Genomic DNA, 15,469 nt, shown 5'->3' with positions numbered 1-15,469 from the left:
TCTTAAATTGTGATTTCACAATAGAATGATGCGTTGTCAGTCACATCTTCCGTGGTAACCGTGATAGATTTCATCCCAATATGGGAACTGTCCCAGTCTGCATCAAGGTCTTCCCGGCCGGAATTCCGATGCCAGACAAAGCTGCTGGCCGGAAGGGTATCCGTGATTTCCTTATCCCACGAATACACCCGGCAGCGAAGGATACTGCGCTGCCCCTTATCCCGGAAGATGTTCACCCCATCCACCACCAGTTCCGTCCGGTACATCTTTTGTGCATTGATCTGATCGACTTTTCCCGTAATCACCTCGATCTTGGAGGTCTGCCCTAACAGATCATCTTCAATAGAAGTGATATTTTGCTCTTGCTTGGCGGACTGGGAAGTCAGCCGGACACCTGCGGCACCAATGGTAATGGTGTTGCCGGAAGGGTCAAGATAGTCCCGTGTCCGGCTGAGACACAGGTATGTCCCGTCAATCCCGTGTGGCTTGGAAATGCAGCGCACATACATCCTTGCCCTTATGTCTCCGATATCCGCACCCGTATCCGATTCATCCACGATGGTCAGTTCCATGCTGGTGACACCTTTCACAAGTTCCGAGAGTCTGGCATTTGCTTTCCGCAGCAGGTTCCCTGCCAGCGTCACATCCTCCCAGATCTCGGTCGTCCAGATCCATCCGATTTCTTCGACCGCTTCCTCATCGTACACATAGTTCTTGCCATCGTTCACCGCCGTAATATCCAGCCGGGTATTCGTCTCGGTTTCGTTGCCATCCTCATCGGTCTCCGTAAGTTTCGCCCCCAGCGGAATCAGAGCCGTCACCCGCTCCGTGTGGTCACGGGTAATCTTCACATCCGTGAGATTCTTGCCAAACTCCACGGTCTGCAGCGACCGGTCTGGAAAGTCCTCCAGATAATCCAGCACCTTCCCATTCTCGGTATAACGCACCTGCAGGTAGCCGCCGTGTGTCTTGATCAGCTTGTCCTGTATGGCATCCATTGTTACCGAATAGTCGGAATTGCTGTAGCTGATATAATCGTTGTTATCCGTCACTGTCACCATGCCAAGGGTGAACTGCTTTTTTTCTTCCACCGCAGCGTTATGCACAGAGAGGAACTGCTCCAGCAGCCCACGGAGCGGCCCCTGATAGGAAAATGGAGGCTGCATGGTGTCCTTCAAATACGCAAGGCAGGACTCGCAGGTCCATGTGTGCGTATTATAAAAATCCGTCCCATCATCTAAGGCCCGCCCCTCAAATACCGTAAGAGCATCCTTTTTGCAGACAATGGTCGAAGCCATCGGCTGAATCGCAGAAAGATAAGGATGGTTGAACGGAGCAGAGAGGGTCAGGCTGTCAATATTCTCCGCATCCTCCTGCACCTTCGCCTCCGTGATGGAAAGCTGAGACAGGTGTGGGTGGTAAAATAACTGATTGTCTACAAAAACTCGAAACAGGCTCATAAGCGTCCCTCCCGATACCGGAAGGTAGTCGTTCCTTCTCCCGTAATGCTGACCGAGTTTTGCCCTTCCTGCAGTTCCAGTTCCGGGAATGTCCATGTCCCGACACTGACGGATTTGCGGAATACATCTTCACCAATCCTCCAGTTCAGTGCTGTCTCCGCTGTCGTGACTACCGTAGGTACGACAGGCATATAATCATTGTTCAGGATCGCCGTGCCGCCTCCCGTAATAGAAACTTCCGTTTCTTCTGTATGATACCTGTAGGCATCCCCATCCGCGCAGGACAGCACCATCTGGCCCTTTCCAGTGAGGGGATCATAGGCGGGTTCCAGTTCCAAGGTACCAACGGCATATAGTTCCGGCTCCTCACTAAGAATCACGTGGCATAGCTGCCCGGCATAGAGATTGGCAAGAACATCCTTCATCTGATGAAACTTTTCCCGGCTCCCTAACATGGACAGGGTAATGGTAAAGCTCCGGGGCTGGTAGGATACCCGCCCAAGAGCCTCCGTAAAACGGATCGGAGCATTGCGCCCCGGTACCACAACCGTATTGGTCTGTGACTGCGGCGTTGGAAAGTCGATCTCCTCCCGGAGCCAGCCCATCAAAAACATCCACAAATCATTGATTTTCACATCTGCCCTCATAGGCTCAGCCTCCTTTGCAGTTTCTGTGTTTTTCCAAGGCCGCTGTCAATGGCCGGAAGCAGATGTCCCACCAGCATCCCGTCATCCAGATACAGTCCCTTGCAGCTGTTTTCCGCAATGATCGCCAGATATTTCTCCAAAGCACTGGTGTTCAGATAGCTGGAAATCATCTGATCCAGCTGCTGGTAAAATCCCTTCAACGGAAGAACCGCTTCCCGGCCAGCCTCACCGCCCGCCATCAGGCTGCTGCCATTCATGCCAAAGATGGTCGGTTTCGTCATGATACCGCCTTCCTTATACCAGTCAATGGAAAGATGGGGAACACTTGGCGGGGAGAGGGATAATTTGCCGCTGATTTTGAAATGCGGCAGTTTGATCTTAGGCAGCTCCAGTTTCATGCCGGAGAAAAAGCCTGTAATCTTATCGACCACACCTTTCACGGCATCTCTCGCCGCCTCCACAGGTTTTACAATCGCATTTTTTATTCCGTTCCAGATAGTTGTCGCAGTATTCTTAATTCCATTGAACACACTGGTAACCGTACTTTTTACAGCATTGAATACACTGGAAACCTTGCTTTTAATTCCATCAACCACAGTTGAAATGACCGACTTAACGCCATTCCACACCGTAGAAGCTACGGATTTGATAGCATTAAATACGGTCGTTACTGTGTTTTTGATAGCATTAACCACTGCTGATACCTTGCTGCTAATGGCGTCCCAGATAGAACTGATGACATTCTGGATGGCTCCCATAATACTGGAGATCACACCGGAGATGGCCGATAATACAGAACTGACCGTATTTTTAATGCTATTCCATACAGAAATAACGATATCTTTACAGTTCTCCCAGATAAACCGGAAGGGTAACGTGATGATGTCCACGGCTCCTTGGATAATAGAGCCAAGCAGCATCACTGCTGTCTGCACTACGTTACAGATACCATTCCATACATTCTGCAGGTGTGTCCAAAGATTTGAAAACCACGTTTTCACGTTCTCAATCATGGTGCCAATCCCAGTGCAGATGGTATTCCACAGGTTCCCAAACCACTCCGTGATAGCACCCCAGTTCTGGATAATGGCAATAATCCCGGCAATAGCCGCCGCTACCGCCGCAATCACAGCAATGATCGGTAGGAGGGCGATATTCAACGCGCCTACGGAAACCGCCACTGCCGCAATGACCGGAGTCAAGGCTGTAAAGGCTGCAAGTAACACACCAAGAATAACAATAAAGTTCTGTACCGGCCCCGGCAGCTGCTGAAACCATCCACTCACCGTCTGAATCATAGAAACCAGAGGAGGCAGGATGGTATTGGCGATCTCCGCCAGCTTTTCTCCCAGAGGGACAAGGGACTGCTGCAGTTTCCGGGTGTTGGATTCCATCTCCTGCATGGGTGTGGTGGTCGCATCAAATAGCCCCTGCGCAGAACCCTTTACACTATCATAGGTGCTTCCTACCGAGGTCAGGGAAGTGATAAATTTCAGGTTTCCATCCTCGGCCATGGTGCCAAAGGCCAGCGCCGCAAGGTTTAGGGCTTCCTGCTGGTTCGTACACCCGGCGATATCCGCCACAATGGAGTCAATCACCTGTTTCTGTGTAGCACCGCCATTCTGCCAAGAGGTAAATAATTCCTGTGTCTTCGTGGAGAACATCCCGATGGACTCCCCAATAGTGCCATCCACCAGACGGGTGGTGACCTCATTAATGGCATCGTTGACCTTGTCCAGGTTGTAAGCGCCATTCTTCAGGCCGTTATCCAGAAGCTGAAAATATTCCGAGGCGGAATATCCAGCCTGGGAGAACTTGCCTGCATACTCACTAAGGTTATCGCCCAGCTCATTGGTCTTATCCAAACCATTCTGGGTCCCCACCACAATATAGTCCATAGCCTCCTGAGCGGTCAGGCCATACTGCTGCATCAGGGAATTGACACCTCGGAGGGTTTCATTCATGTCAATGCCGTACAGTTCCTCCAGCGTAATCGCCTGCTGGGTAAGGTTGGTCAGATCGGTTTCGCTCAAATCCCCAAGATTCTTTTTTACCATGAGGACAGCATTGGCCACGGCATCCATGCTTTCCCCAACCCCGGAGGCGTACACGTTTTTAATCACATTAGCAGACTGTTCCGCTGCCTGTCCCGTCTCTCCAAAGTAGGCATTCACCTTGGTCACGGCGTTCTCGGTATCCGTATAGGCATCCAGCGCCTTATCCCCGATCTCCTGGATCTTATCGCCCACAGCAGACAGCTGATCCGCCGCCTGCATCAGCGCAGCGCCTTTCGTATTCTCCGCAATCTGGCCCACATCATCCGCTGTATTTTCCGCAGCGTCTCCAGCCTCTTTCAGCTGCTGGATCAAGTTTTGGATCGCCTGCCCATCATCCACGGTATCCAGAGCGTCCGTCAGCTGGCGGATATCGGCTTTCCCTCCTGTGGCAGACTTCCCGATCTTCTCAAGGGCCGTCCGCAACTGATCAGAATTGGCAGTCCCGCTTTTTATAGCCGAGGTCAGCCGGGTACCAAGGACATCCGCATAATCATCGACTTGCGTCCCAGTGGAAGCGAACAGCTTTTCTAATCGTGCTGTGTTCTGAGAAAGGCTGTCCTGCTCTGTCTGTAGATTGGAAAGATCAGCTTTATATTTATTCAGCTTTCCACGGGTTTCCTCAATCTCCCGCTGAAATGCCTGATACTTATCCGCCCCGATATCCCCACGGGCAAAGGCTGCGGCAACCTGCTCCTGTGCGGTTTCCAGAGCCGACAACTTTTCTTCGGTCTGGCTGACTGCCTGCGCCAGCAGTTCCTGCTTCTGTGCCACCAGCACCGTATTAGAAGGATCGAGTTTTAGCAGACGGTTCACATCATTTAAAGCAGACTGCGTTTTCGTGATAGAAGAATTGACGTTCTTTAGTGCTTTATCAAGACCTGTGGTATCGCCGCCAATCTCCACCGTAATACCTTTGATCCGGTTCGCCACAACCCTCACCTCCTTAAAAATGGGCATGAAAAAAGCCCGGATTGTCTCCGAGCATAAAAAAGCACCGCTTATTTCTAACCGATGCCTTAATTACATCTTATTAATTTGGATCTGAAAAAAGCCTCATATCTTTATCGAATTCAGATATATCATTTACACTAGACAGCTTAATTCCCAATAAATTTTCAAATACATGTGTACACAAACGATTATGAGCAAAACGATGCCTTAATAATTCATCTGAAATTCCCATCTCATTCAGAAGCAAAATCCTATAGAATTCTTTACATAAAGTTGCCACATTAAGCATTTCATCAAAATTTAACTGTGGCTTTATACGATTCGATGAATGAGTATAAAAATTTCTATCATTTATAATCTTTTCAATTAGATCTTTATTTTTATTGTGAAATGCCGTTTTACTCTCTTTTTGTAAACAACTACTGCTTTTATATAGATATTCCTTCACTGCCTTTCTAAATGAAATTCCTGAAAAACCAAGCCCCGCTTCCACTAATTCTTTATCTTCTATTTTCTCAAGTTGCTCAATTATCTGTTTTTTCTTATTCTTAAAAGCGGCTAATTCTTGCTCTTCATCTGCATATGCTTGTGTATAACCTTCGATAAGCTGCATACCCGCTAAAAATTTGTTAATAGTTACAATCTTCATTTCTTCATCCAGCAAAATTCTATCATATGCTTTTTGAGCATTTTGCAGACTTTCATAATGTGAAAACCAGTAATTTAGTGCATTCTTTAAATCTGCAAAGTCAGAAATCTTAAAAATGGCCCTTCTTTTAAAGCTCGTACTATCTATTCCCGAATCTTCCAGTATATGTAATTTTCCTTTTACAAAATTACATACCCCGATGTAATCTGTCATACTATTTTTAGGGCTATCTGTATCCAAAACAGAAAGTTTATTAACAGTCACATTTTCCCCACACAATAAAGAGAAGAAGGATACAATTTTATTTAATAGTTCATGGATTTCCATTATCTTCAAAGTTTGTGCGGGGCAAAAACAAATCTGATGTGAAAAACATAACGACATGGAGTCCTTTCTAAATTTGTATTTTGGAAGTACTATAAAGCTTAATTCACCTAATATAGTCTGTACATAAATCTTTTGCAGTTGAACAGATATTTCTATATCTTTATATAAGAAAAGTTCCATATAATTTTTATTCAAATCATATGGGCATAATCCAATTAATTCAACCCCATCTGTTATCTCCATACTTAATTCTTTAAATGTATCTCCTCTGGTAAAATACTTTTCCCCTTTAAGGACTGTTGATGATACTATACACATCATACCTTCAGTAAATATTGGATGCTCATCAGAATTCCCTGCTTTATATGTACCACTTTTTATATAAAAATCAAAAATTGAAACATATTCTTTAGATTCTAACAACATTACTGCCGAATTATAGCTACCTTTTTCTAATTCAAAGAATAAATCCCGGTCAATTCCATAAATATTGATAATCGCCTGTCGAAATTGATTGAATTTGAGTTCTGCCCTAAGTTCTACCTCTTTATCGTTAAGCAAAAATATTTTTCCTGAGTACCACTGCTCTAATGTTTCCACAATCCTGACTCCTTTTATTAATGTATGACTTCCTCTCTTGAGTATAACAATTGGAAGTCATACATTCAATAATTTCTAAAACTTATCGAAGTCCTCCTGGGTTGCCACTCTCCTATATTTCACGCCGTCATTGGATTTTTCCGTCCACATATCCAGAACCAGCCCAATCGTGAGCAGATCCAGATCCCGGATGGAAATCCCCAGTTCCACGCTCCGCAGAAGGAACAGCGGCGTGGTCATTTCCCGCTCACTTCTGCCAATCTTTTTTTTGACGTCACATCCGTCACAAGGTTCTCACCCCACAGTTCCAAAATCTGTGGCAGTACCTCATAAATGGAGAACATATCAAACTGATCCAGCCAGTCCTCAATCTTTGCCGGAATGCTGTTATCGGCATGATAGGCCATCACATAGGCCACGTTCTCAAAAATCTCCAGATCCTCAATCTGCAATTCCTCACCATTTTCCGTCTTACCCTTGTAGGATTTTTCCAGCTTGGACAGATCCTTGAAAATATCCCGTTTGAACTTTGCCCGGTACAAGCGGGGGATCGTGGCAGAGGAACGGAAGGGCACCTTTTTCCCGCTGATTTCTATCTCACGCTTAATCATACGCTTTCATCCTCTCCACTTGTTTCTTCTGGTTCTTCTTCAGTTGGTGTGTACACTGCTTTATACCAATTCGTATAAGTACCGGAGTCTGTAGTGTCACCAGTACGCGCCTTGACCAGCCCATCGGAACGTGGATCAGCCGTAATCGACAAAGTCTCCGTTCCCGGTTCAATCGTATCTTCCTTCGTCTCCGATTCGATGGACGGGCGGGAGGCAGAGCAGTTATACAGCACATGACGGATGGCATTCACATCCCCGTCAAATTCAAAGAGCAGGGCAAATTTCACGCTCTCACCGACACCACTGTTTTCTACCAGCACGCCTTTTGCATCCAGTTTTTCCTGCAGGATCTCCGTCCGGAACCACTCCGGGATCAGGGCAATCTCCAAATCGCCGCTGTAACCGTTGTTGGTCACACTACGGAAGTAAACGATTCCGTCCGCATAGAACGGGCTGGTTTCACCCTCCGCATCCAAGCTGATACTCACTGCACCAGGAATTGCCTTTGGCTCCGCATACGAAAAGGTAGTCGTACCATCGGAATCCGTCTCGGTCAGTTTCGCAGCATGGACATTTTTCAAATTATACTTAACCTTGTTTCCCATGAAAATCATACCTCCATTTCAAATGAGTAGAGGACTTCATAGAGTTTTTCACTCTCGATCCAGACCTTTGTTTTGTCATAAAAAATACCGTGCGTATCCAGCACGGCTTCCAGCTTCTGCTCGACAGACAAATCTTTGCAGTCTGTGTACAGTTCGATATTCACACTGCTGACCTTCAGATAAACCTTCCCATCTGCGGAAAAGTTATCACTCTGGGGCAGAAGGTAGCAAATGAACGGAGGATCAGGGGATTCCCCTTCCGCAAAATGGTCATAAGCAAAAGGGATGCCCATTTCCTCTAAAAGTCTTATCAAATCATCCATTCGTCAGGCTCCTCTCAATCTCACGCTCCAGCTGTTCAATTCCAGCATCTTCCGCAGCAACGATATGGGGCCTTGCTGCAACCCGGCCTCCGCCGCGCTTCGCATGACCATACTCCAACAGATGAGCAAGCTGATACCGGTTCCGTGAATGCACGGTTACCTGTAGGGCATTGGAACTTTCCTTTGTAGTTTTCACGGTCCAACTTTTAGCATAGTCCCCGGTATTCCTTGGAGCGCTGGCTTCAATATCCTTCCGGACTGTTGCCGCCGCTTTCTTTACCGCCGATTTCATATCTTCTGCGGCCAGATCTGCATATTCTTCCAATTCCTCCATCACTGCCGCAGAAAGCTGGCTGATAGAAATTTTCTTCCCCATCCTACCGCCTCACCTTCTCACAGGACAGCTTGATGCTTTTGCGCCTGTAATTCATGTGATCCACGGCGGCAATATTATAAAGTTCTCCATTGAACTCCACCCGGAAATGGGTACTGTCTATTTCAGCTGACTTTTTGCACCAGCGGATCGTTAAATCAACGCTGGAGTCATCCACCACCAGCCCTGCATCGGTCTGTTCTTTCCCGGTCTCGCCGCTTACGGTCGCATAGCAGGTATAGAAAGGCTGCCATTCATTCCGGCGGTTTCCGATGGCATCGGTGACCACCGTACTCTTTGAAATGAAAATCCTGACATTCAGTAGTTCGATTTTCATCAGAAAGCCTCCTTCCTTGAGCCAAACAGGAGGGAGCGGATTGTCAGAGCCAAATCATGATGGTCCGCTTCCTCCCGGTGTTCATAGAAATATGCGGCTGCATACATGACGGCAATTTTTACGGTCTCATCCTTTTTCAAATCCGCTGTTTCATCGGCCCGGAGGACATCCCGACACAGCTGCTCGGCAGATGCTATAAAACCCGTAATCAACTGGTCATCATCTTCATAATCAACCCGAAGATACTGTTTCATCTCTTCCAGCGTTACCACCATCATCCTCACCTCCCATATTGGAAGAAGGGCATGACAGAATATCACACCCTCCTGCACTTTGCCATATCATCAGGCGCTCTGACTCGTTCCTGCTTTCTGGGTCAGTACCTTCACGGCCTCAGAAAGGATCAGCTTTCCATCCACTCTCTGAGAGCCAAGGAAACCTACCTGACCGTTTGCCGCATACAGCTCGTTCAGGCGTTTAAAGGAACGCCCCTGGCGGTCTGCGATCCAGTAATAAGAGAAATCACCAAAAGCGATGGTCTTCGCCCCGGCCGCGATGGCAGGCATATAAGCAGAGGTTTTTACCGGCCGGCCAAGGATCGTGTCCGGCGTACCGGCTACCAGGGACGGCTGCTACAGGTACTGCCCATTATTATCCTTCAGCTTACGGATGGCTTTGATGGTGGAATCATTTAAAATCCACACCGCATTTTTACGGTACGGAGATTTCAGAGAATAGAACAGATCCATCAGTTCATCTGCTGTCACCGCAGTGGCGGATGCAGCCGTCACACCGGTTTCCGCACCGCCAGAGGCAGCAAGGATTCCCAGAGGCTTTCCGGTACCATCTCCGGTAAAGAAGGCTTCCTCCTCTTTGGTTCCGATCCTTCTCGCAAACTCCCTGGCAATATAGGACTCCAGGTCAAATACACTGTCATTTAACAGTTCCTCGGAAACCTTGATCATCGTCCCCAGCTTGTAGGCTCCAATGGATACCTGCGCAAAGGAGTCATCGCTTTCCGTGTAGGCTCCTTCTTCATCGATCCAGGAGGCAGTTCCCTTGGATGCTACCACCGGGATCTTACGGTCGCCGCTGGAGGTCTGGATCACATTGGCAAGCTGGCGGAAGATGTTTTCTTCCTCCAGTGCCTCAACCAGAGTACGCTCATATTCATCCGGTACCAGATAACCTCCCTCGGAATCCGTCCCGATCTGCAGCGCATTCACCACAGAAGGCATCGGTGCTTTGGAACGCATCATGTTCCAGAAGTTTTGGCGGTACTCATCCGCCGCACGGCCAGTTTTAGCCTCCTCCTTGCCATTCATAGGCTTACCTGTCAAGGGCTTGTTCACCGGACGGTTCAGTTCTGCATCCAGTGCCTCCTGGCGTTCCAGGCGGGCAATCTCCTTACCCAGGTCGGTAATCTCCTGCTCCATGCGGGTGTAGGCGGCATCATCCTCGGCAGACAGGATGCCTTTATCGTTTCTATGGGAATCTAAAAATGCCTTTGCAGCTTCCCAGGCTTTGGCGCGCTTCTCGCGCAGTTCAAGAATAGTCATAGTGGTGTCCTCCTTTAATTTTTCAAAAGATTGAGCCGCTCGTAGAGACTGTCTACGGAGCGGCCCTTGGGTTTGGAATCTTCAATTTTTTTAGGATTGGTCCTGCACTTGGCTGCAATCTTATCCATAAGAGAATTGACCACAGCCGCTTTGGAATACAGCATGGACACCACAGGTGGCTCCATGTCCTCCAGTACATCGGAGCGTTTGAGAATTTCATCAGCAAAGCCAAGCTCCACCGCCTTGTTCGCATCCATCCAGGTCTCAGCGTCCATCAGATGGGACAGCTTGGCGCGGGACAGCCCGGTCTTGATTTCATAGGCGTTGATGATGGAATCCTTCACGCTGCCAAGCATATCGATGGCTTTCTGCATCTCTGCGGTATCACCCATGGCCACGGTCATGGGATTGTGGATCATCATCATGGACACCGGCGATACCAGCACCTTTGTGCCAGCCATCGCAATGACCGAGGCGGCACTGGCTGCGATACCATCGATCTTCACAGTCACGTTGTGCGGATAATCCATCAGCATGTTGTAGATCTGGGCAGCCGCTACGCAGTCGCCGCCGGGACTGTTGATCCAGACCGTGATGTCTCCGCTTCCGCCCATCAGTTCCTCTTTAAAAAGTTGCGGCGTAACGTCATCGTCAAACCAGCTTTCCTCGGCGATGGTGCCGTTCAGGAACAGCGTCCGTTCCGCTGGAGCTGTCTCCGTCTCCGCCTGGTTCTTCCACTTCCAGAACTTCTTCATCGGAATCTTCCTCCTTTCCGTCATCGCTAACTTCGGTGTTTGCAAAAGCCCCGGCATTTCCAAGCGGGAGCATATTGCCATTGATCAGATACAAATCTCCGCCTTCTTCCTTCGGAATCCGGTCCAGGTTTTCCAGTTCCCGGATGTCATTTGCGCTCATCCAGCCGTTCTGCCTTGCGGTAGCATATCCGCTCATCCGGCTGGCATAGTCGCCCCGGAGCAGCCCCTCTACATTGAACTTCACAAAGTAGTTCTTTTTCTCTTCCTCAGAAAAAAGCGTCCGCTGAATGGACTGCTCCCAACGCACCAGCCAGGGTTCCAGCGTGTATTTCACGAACTCCAGAGACTGCTGCTCAATATTAGAAAAGCTCGACTTTTCAAGGTCTCCGACCATATGAGGTGGGACTCTGAAAATTCGAGCGATCTCATTAATCTGAAATTTTCTGGTTTCCAAAAACTGCGCCTGTTCCGGCGAAATACCAATGGGCGTATATTTCATACCTTCCTCTAAGACAGCGATCTTATTGGCATTGCCGCTGCCGCCAAAGGTGGACTGCCAGCTTTCCCGGACACGCTGCGGGTCTTTGATGGTACCCGGATGCTCCAAAACTCCGCCGGGAGCCGCACCGTTAGCGAAGAATTTCGCCCCGTACTCCTCACAGGCAATCGCCATGCCAATGGCATTCTTTGCCATAGCAATCGGCGAATATCCCACCAGACCGTCAAACCCCAGCCCTGGGATGTGCAGCACATCGGAAGGCTTCAGACGGACAACGCTTCCTTTTACTGTAGGCGCATCATCCATGCTGACGGTGTACTCGTAATACAACTGCCCATTCCCATCCCGGTCCACTGTCATCCGGTCCGGCATCAAAGGATAGAGAGTAATCACTTCTCCCTTTCCATTGCGGATGATCTGTGTATAAGCATTGCCCCACAGGAGCAGATGCGTCATCAGCGTCTCCCGGAATACGAAAGAACTCATTTCCGGATTCGGTTCATCATGGAGCAGCCTGTATAGCGAATGATCCAGAGCCTTTTCCTTACCTCCATCCTCCTTATACCGGTACAGATGAAGTGGCAGACCGGCGATGGCCTCTGAGAGGATACGCACACAGGCATAGACGGCCGTCATCTGCATGGCAGATCGTTCATTGACCCGCTTGCCTGCCGAACTTCCCCCGAAGAAAAAGCTGTAGGCGCTGCCGGAGGTACGGTTCTGCGGTTTATCTCTGGAACGAAAAAGTCCTGAAAGTAATCCCATTTTTAATCACCATCCAATCTCAAAAAGAGCATAAGAAAAACACCTGCCATTTCTGACGGGTGTTCTCCTTGTACTGCTTGTTCTGTTTATTTGCTTTCCTTCATTTCTTTTACCAGACGATCCAAGTTGACGCCATCCCAGACTCCCGCCCGATAGAATAACTCATTTTCTTCCGACAGGTCTGCACTGATTGCATTGATATAGTCCCTTAAGATTTTCTGGCTCTTAGTATCTAACTTTTCTACGACACGCTCAAATGCCCATTCGATCTGATCTTCCCGATGGATCTTTGCCGGTTCTGCCGGATTTTCCTTTCGGAATTCCCCGTAGTGCATCTGCATCCGTTCTGTCACAAGCATTGCCTTAAAATCTTCACTGTCCATGTGCCACCTCCTTTACCGGCAAGGATAAAGGATTTCCTGCAAAATAGCCATACCAGATACCACCAAAGATACCGGGTACAGACCGGTAAATAGCAACAACCCTTAGAGAAACAAAAGGCCCCGGCTGTCATACACCGAAGCACTTTTATCATTTCCACAGCGGATCGCACGGTCCAAAGCCATAATGGTGGCAACAGCTCCGTCAATCTTCTCTGTAGATTTTTCCTTATCCGCTTTAATATTTCCTGCCGGGTCTGTGCGGATATAGATGTTATCCATCATCCACCGCAGCACAGGATGCCCGCCATGAGCGATCCGCTGCTCCAGCGTCAGCTTCATCAGTTCTTTGGTAGGAGGGGACATATCCTTAAAGCCCTGCCCGAAGGGGACAACTGTAAAGCCCATGCCCTCCAGGTTCTGCACCATCTGCACGGCTCCCCAGCGGTCAAAGGCAATCTCACGGATATTAAACCGTTCCTCCAGACTTTCAATGAACTTCTCAATATATCCGTAATGCACCACATTTCCTTCCGTAGTCTGCAGGTATCCCTGCCGCTCCCATACATCATATGGAACATGGTCTCTGCGCACACGCAGCTCCAGCGTTTCCTCCGGCACCCAGAAATAGGGAAGAACACAGTATTTGTCATCTTCATCCTCCGGAGGGAACACCAGCACAAACGCAGTGATATCCGTGGTGGAAGAAAGATCCAGACCGCCATAACAAATCCGGCCTTCCAGGTCATCCTCAGAAACGGGAAATGCACAGGCATCCCACTTCTCCATCGGCATCCAGCGTACCGCCTGTTTTACCCACTGGTTCAGACGAAGCTGCCGGAAGGAATTTTCTTCCCCTGGGTTCTGCTTGGCCGATTCGCAGGCAGCCTTCACCTTGTCGATGCCAACTGTAATATCCAATGATGGATTTGCCTTCTTCCACACCTTCGGGTCTGTCCAGTCATCGGATTCTTCCGCCCCATAGATCACAGGATAAAAGGTCGGGTCAATCTTTCGGCCTTCCAGGATGTCTTTCGCTTTCTGGTGTGTCTCATAACAGATCGAGTTGGTATCCGTTCCCGCTGTCGTGATCAGAAAATACAAGGGCTGCATCCTGGCATCCCCGGAGCCCTTTGTCATAACATCAAAAAGTTTCCGGTTCGGCTGGGTATGCAGCTCATCAAAGACCACACCGTGGATATTAAACCCATGCTTGGAATACGCCTCCGCTGACAGCACCTGGTAAAAGGAATTGGTCGGCTGGTAGATGATCCGTTTCTGTGATGCCAGGATCTTTACCCGTTTGGAAAGAGCCGGACACATCCGCACCATATCGGCCGCAACCTCAAAGACAATGGACGCCTGCTGCCGGTCGGCGGCACAGCCATATACCTCGGCCCGTTCCTCCCCGTCCCCACAGCACAACAGCAGAGCCACAGCCGCCGCCAGTTCCGATTTTCCCTGTTTCTTCGGGATCTCAATGTAGGCCGTATTGAATTGCCGGTACCCATTGGGTTTCAGCGTTCCAAAAAGATCCCGGATGATCTGTTCCTGCCAGTCGATCAGTTCGAAGGGCTTTCCCGCCCAGGTACCTTTGGTATGGCAGAGGCACTCAATAAAAGCCACCGCATAGTCTGCCATCTCCTGACTATATACGGAGTCCTTTGCCTTAAACTTCGTTGGTTTGTATTTCTTCAGTTTCCGTATCGCCATCGGCGGCATCCCCTTTCTTTTCTTCTTCAACCACTCCCAGCCAGGACGGATCTGCCACCATGGCATCATAGGGGAGCTGCGTCCGGTCAATCAAGAATTTCGCCATTTACCACACCTCCTCCCGGACATAAAAATGGCCTGCCCTGTGGCAAGCCGCCAATCGATTGCAAAGAGATACAGAAGCCTGGCGGCTTCCGTACTCTGGAATATTCAATTATGAAAGAATCCTATTTTTTATTTACTTTTTTTTGGAGAACCTTTTCCCCGACTGCAATTTTATATCCCATAATGTTTGTGATCTCCCAAGCCTCAAAGTCTGTCGCATCCTTATCTGCTTCTTTTCTTGCCCTGGAAATCGCATCCTTTGCATCCCTACCGACTGCGAGCATTTCTCTCCAATTCTTACCGGAAAAAGTATGGTTCCATTCCTTGTAGGTCACCTTAAATAATCTAAGTTTCATAAACCGATGCCTCCTTTGTTTATCCACTCGTCCGCGCTTAAAGTACAAGTTCTTTTAAATCCGTACCAAAGCTGCGTATCTGGTATAATCGTAGCCATCGCTCTCTACGGCGATTGCTGTATGCTTCGTTCCGGCTTTCCTAACAAGGATGCATAAAAACTGCCCATCCTCCACTCCGGTTTTCTGCGTATGCTGGCTGATAAATCCGTAATCCTCTATAAGGTTTTCCCGGAACCTATCGTATTCTTTTTTAGCTAATGTAACCTCTGCGACTACCCGGATCTCCTGAGCCTCGCCCCATTCCTTTGCTCTTTCCAGATCCTCCATCGTTTCTAGTTTTCTTGCAAAATATCCTTTCATCTGTGTACCTCCGTTTTCTTCGTTTTCCTTTTGGTAG

18 protein-coding genes and 1 pseudogene are annotated in these 15,469 nt (G+C 48.6%); all 19 read right to left on the bottom strand.

Annotation, left to right across the window (positions count from 1 at the left end):
* Positions 1-2 precede the first annotated feature (2 nt).
* The 19 genes and pseudogenes from HDCHBGLK_RS13080 to HDCHBGLK_RS13000 all read right to left on the bottom strand — a co-directional run bounded on the left by HDCHBGLK_RS13080 (position 3) and on the right by HDCHBGLK_RS13000 (position 15,432).
* Entirely contained in the window at positions 3-1,460 is a 1,458-nt protein-coding gene (locus HDCHBGLK_RS13080) for a phage tail protein (protein WP_004605759.1), read from the bottom strand.
* Entirely contained in the window at positions 1,457-2,107 is a 651-nt protein-coding gene (locus tag HDCHBGLK_RS13075; RefSeq protein WP_004605760.1) for a phage tail family protein, read from the bottom strand. The genes HDCHBGLK_RS13080 and HDCHBGLK_RS13075 overlap by 4 nt, the downstream gene beginning before the upstream one ends.
* On the bottom strand, positions 2,104-5,121 hold the full coding sequence (locus tag HDCHBGLK_RS13070) for a phage tail tape measure protein (protein WP_004605761.1): 3,018 nt from the start codon (positions 5,119-5,121) through the stop codon (positions 2,104-2,106). Before HDCHBGLK_RS13070 ends, HDCHBGLK_RS13075 begins: the two co-directional genes overlap by 4 nt.
* 73 nt (positions 5,122-5,194) lie before the next feature.
* Entirely contained in the window at positions 5,195-6,691 is a 1,497-nt protein-coding gene (locus tag HDCHBGLK_RS13065) for an ApeA N-terminal domain 1-containing protein (protein ID WP_004605762.1), read from the bottom strand.
* 75 nt (positions 6,692-6,766) lie between these two features.
* Positions 6,767-6,931: a hypothetical protein gene (locus HDCHBGLK_RS19035; protein WP_004605763.1), complete on the bottom strand. Its 165-nt coding sequence runs from the start codon at positions 6,929-6,931 to the stop codon at positions 6,767-6,769.
* The gene (locus HDCHBGLK_RS13060) at positions 6,928-7,302 is read right to left on the bottom strand and encodes a hypothetical protein (RefSeq protein WP_004605764.1); all 375 of its coding nucleotides are present in this window, start codon (positions 7,300-7,302) and stop codon (positions 6,928-6,930) included. The genes HDCHBGLK_RS19035 and HDCHBGLK_RS13060 overlap by 4 nt, the downstream gene beginning before the upstream one ends.
* Positions 7,299-7,907: a major tail protein gene (locus tag HDCHBGLK_RS13055; RefSeq protein ID WP_039909418.1), complete on the bottom strand. Its 609-nt coding sequence runs from the start codon at positions 7,905-7,907 to the stop codon at positions 7,299-7,301. Before HDCHBGLK_RS13055 ends, HDCHBGLK_RS13060 begins: the two co-directional genes overlap by 4 nt.
* Before the next feature lie 5 nt (positions 7,908-7,912).
* Positions 7,913-8,230, bottom strand: coding sequence for a hypothetical protein (locus tag HDCHBGLK_RS13050; protein WP_004605766.1), 318 nt, complete (start codon positions 8,228-8,230; stop codon positions 7,913-7,915).
* Positions 8,223-8,606, bottom strand: coding sequence for an HK97 gp10 family phage protein (locus tag HDCHBGLK_RS13045; protein ID WP_004605767.1), 384 nt, complete (start codon positions 8,604-8,606; stop codon positions 8,223-8,225). Before HDCHBGLK_RS13045 ends, HDCHBGLK_RS13050 begins: the two co-directional genes overlap by 8 nt.
* A gap of 1 nt (position 8,607) precedes the next feature.
* Entirely contained in the window at positions 8,608-8,940 is a 333-nt protein-coding gene (locus tag HDCHBGLK_RS13040) for a phage head closure protein (protein WP_004605768.1), read from the bottom strand.
* A complete protein-coding gene (locus HDCHBGLK_RS13035) occupies positions 8,940-9,218 on the bottom strand; it encodes a head-tail connector protein (protein WP_330362620.1) in 279 nt (92 codons plus the stop codon). Before HDCHBGLK_RS13035 ends, HDCHBGLK_RS13040 begins: the two co-directional genes overlap by 1 nt.
* 66 nt (positions 9,219-9,284) lie before the next feature.
* Positions 9,285-10,499 (bottom strand): annotated as a pseudogene (locus HDCHBGLK_RS13030) (phage major capsid protein).
* 14 nt (positions 10,500-10,513) lie between these two features.
* A complete protein-coding gene (locus HDCHBGLK_RS13025; protein WP_039909421.1) occupies positions 10,514-11,254 on the bottom strand; it encodes a head maturation protease, ClpP-related in 741 nt (246 codons plus the stop codon).
* Positions 11,151-12,518 carry a phage portal protein gene (locus tag HDCHBGLK_RS13020; protein WP_004605773.1) on the bottom strand — a complete coding sequence of 456 codons (1,368 nt, stop codon included), beginning with the start codon at positions 12,516-12,518 and terminating at the stop codon, positions 11,151-11,153. The genes HDCHBGLK_RS13025 and HDCHBGLK_RS13020 overlap by 104 nt, the downstream gene beginning before the upstream one ends.
* An 86-nt stretch (positions 12,519-12,604) precedes the next feature.
* Positions 12,605-12,901, bottom strand: a complete 297-nt coding sequence (locus tag HDCHBGLK_RS13015) for a hypothetical protein (RefSeq protein ID WP_004605774.1) — start codon at positions 12,899-12,901, stop codon at positions 12,605-12,607.
* A gap of 102 nt (positions 12,902-13,003) precedes the next feature.
* A complete protein-coding gene (locus HDCHBGLK_RS13010) occupies positions 13,004-14,611 on the bottom strand; it encodes a terminase large subunit (protein WP_039909422.1) in 1,608 nt (535 codons plus the stop codon).
* The gene (locus HDCHBGLK_RS18830; RefSeq protein WP_154648383.1) at positions 14,568-14,717 is read right to left on the bottom strand and encodes a hypothetical protein; all 150 of its coding nucleotides are present in this window, start codon (positions 14,715-14,717) and stop codon (positions 14,568-14,570) included. Before HDCHBGLK_RS18830 ends, HDCHBGLK_RS13010 begins: the two co-directional genes overlap by 44 nt.
* A 121-nt stretch (positions 14,718-14,838) precedes the next feature.
* The gene (locus HDCHBGLK_RS13005; RefSeq protein ID WP_004605776.1) at positions 14,839-15,072 is read right to left on the bottom strand and encodes a hypothetical protein; all 234 of its coding nucleotides are present in this window, start codon (positions 15,070-15,072) and stop codon (positions 14,839-14,841) included.
* Positions 15,073-15,126: 54 nt separating this feature from the next.
* The gene (locus HDCHBGLK_RS13000; protein ID WP_233440682.1) at positions 15,127-15,432 is read right to left on the bottom strand and encodes a hypothetical protein; all 306 of its coding nucleotides are present in this window, start codon (positions 15,430-15,432) and stop codon (positions 15,127-15,129) included.
* Positions 15,433-15,469 lie beyond the last annotated feature (37 nt).

The organism is [Clostridium] scindens ATCC 35704, from assembly GCF_004295125.1.
GTDB lineage: Bacteria > Bacillota > Clostridia > Lachnospirales > Lachnospiraceae > Clostridium_AP > Clostridium_AP scindens.
Note: the sequence above shows the minus strand (reverse complement) of the source record. Positions and strands in the feature narration are given on the sequence as shown.